Source organism: Dongia sp., from assembly GCF_041909655.1.
Taxonomy (GTDB): domain Bacteria; phylum Pseudomonadota; class Alphaproteobacteria; order Dongiales; family Dongiaceae; genus Dongia.
Genome location: NZ_JAYRDA010000023.1, coordinates 1 through 2025 on the forward strand (window position 1 = coordinate 1; position 2025 = coordinate 2025).

A 2025-nucleotide genomic window follows, 5' to 3' on the forward strand; every position below is an offset into this window, starting at 1 on the left:
TGACCAGCCCGGGAACTTCCTCCTCGATTGCCGCGATCAGATAGCCCTTTTCCTTGGCGCGGGCCATCGTTCTTGCGTCGCGCTGGGTCAGCGTCTTGGATAGATAGATGCCGGGGGGCATGTCATCGACATTGCGTTCGATCAGCCATTTTTGCCCCAGCACCACTTCAAAGCCGCGGGCCAATGCCAGGGTCGCCAGCAATAGGCGCGAATCAAGCTCGCGGGAGGCAATCTCCATCGGCATGTAGAGAAGGCGCTGCAGACCCGCGACGTTGGGTGAGCGCGCTTCGACAGCTCCTGATGGGGTACGCGTCAACTAAAAAATATCCCTATTATCAAGCAGTTAATTGCCGAGCCGGACACCCGGCGACCAGCACGCCAACCACCGTGTGGCTTGGGTTGAGCCTATTTACCGCGACTTGGCGGTATATCGCAAACCTCGGTGTGTTTGGGCTCGCTGGCGATGGTCCAATTTCTCTGTTTTTCCAGCCGCTTACTCACAGCATCTTCTTGAGCGATTCGTGGTCGAGCCACTGAGTGTTGATGTCGCTGGCGAAGCGGAAACCCTCGGCGACTTTCTTGGCGCCGTCGGCGGCGAAGGAGCGGCGTTCCCAATAGGTGAACACCGGTTCGATGACATAGCGGTCGTCGAGCTCGACGGTGGAGCGGCTGTCATCCTCGGTGATCATCACTTCGTGGAGCTTCTCGCCGGGGCGGATGCCGATGATGTTGTGCGGCACGCCGGGGGCGAGGGCGTCGGCCAGCTCGCTCACCTTCATCGACGGGATCTTCGGCACGAAGATCTCGCCGCCGCGCATGATCTGCATGCTGGAGAGCACGAATGAAACACCCTGCTCCAGCGTGATCCAGAAGCGCGTCATGCGGTCGTCGGTGATGGGGATCGCCTTGGCGCCCTTCTTGACCAGATCCTGGAACACCGGCACCACGGAGCCGCGCGAGCCGATGACGTTGCCGTAACGCACCACGGCGAAGATCGGGTCATGGCCGCCCGAGAGCGCGTTGGCGGCGATGAAGATCTTGTCCGAGGCGAGCTTCGAGGCGCCGTAGAGATTGACCGGGTTGGCCGCCTTGTCGGTCGAAAGGGCGACGACGCGCTTCACCTTGTTCTTGATCGCCGCCTGCACCACGTTCTCGGCGCCGATCACGTTGGTGTGGATGCATTCGAACGGGTTGTATTCCGCCGCCGGCACCTGCTTCAGCGCCGCCGCGTGGATGATGTAGTCGACATCCCGCGTCGCCATGTCGAGCCGCTGCCCGTCGCGCACGTCGCCGATGAAATAGCGCAGCGCCGGATACTTCTCCGGCGCCAGATCCTGCTGCATCTCCCACTGCTTCAGCTCGTCGCGCGAGAACACAATGAGCCGCTTCGGCTTCCAATCCTTCAGCACGCGCCGGATGAACGCCTTCCCGAACGAGCCCGTACCACCCGTCACAAGAATCGATTTCCCGTTCAAATCCGGGAGTGCCGTCTCAAACATGTCTCGTTGCCGCTTTCATGGAGGAACTGGATGTCATGGGCGTATCGGCGGGCAGGCGTGGTGTCAATCAGCACTGGCGCCGGCGGGCCCATGACAAAGAAAAAGGGGCGCGACAAAAGCGCGCCCCTCGGAAAGAAGGTCAAATCCAGGCGGTTCAGGCGCCGGTAAAGGCCTGCAATCCGGTCTGCGCCCGGCCCAGGATCAGGGCGTGGATGTCATGGGTGCCCTCATAGGTGTTGACCGCCTCGAGGTTCATGACGTGCCGGATGACATGGAACTCGTCCGAAACGCCGTTGCCACCGTGCATGTCGCGGGCCGTCCGTGCGATATCGAGAGACTTGCCGCAGGAATTCCGTTTGATGAGCGAGATGGCTTCCGGCGGGCAATTGCCGCCATCCTTCAGGCGCCCGACCTGGAGGCAGGCCTGGAGGCCAAGGGCGATCTCGGTCTGCATGTCGGCAAGCTTCTTCTGGATCAGCTGATTGGCAGCGAGCGGACGACCGAATTGCTTGCGATCGAGCGTGTC

The 2025-nt window shown here is 61.5% G+C and carries 3 protein-coding genes; all 3 read right to left on the reverse strand.

From position 1 onward, the window contains the following. Positions 1–316: hypothetical protein (locus ACE3PR_RS21780; protein ID WP_374376543.1), on the reverse strand; the 316-nt coding region annotated here is incomplete at its 3' end. Between the two features lie 181 nt (positions 317–497). Continuing rightward, positions 498–1499 (reverse strand): UDP-N-acetylglucosamine 4,6-dehydratase (inverting), encoded by a 1002-nt coding sequence (pseB, locus tag ACE3PR_RS21785; protein ID WP_374376545.1) that lies wholly within the window; start codon positions 1497–1499, stop codon positions 498–500. Positions 1500–1653: 154 nt separating this feature from the next. Then, positions 1654–2025: acyl-CoA dehydrogenase family protein (locus ACE3PR_RS21790; protein WP_374376548.1), on the reverse strand; the 372-nt coding region annotated here is incomplete at its 5' end.

What these genes read in the sequence shown, in the direction of transcription:
- pseB (WP_374376545.1), bottom strand. Translation starts at nt 1,499, where the DNA reads ATGTTTGAGACGGCACTCCCGGATTTGAACGGGAAATCGATTCTTGTG.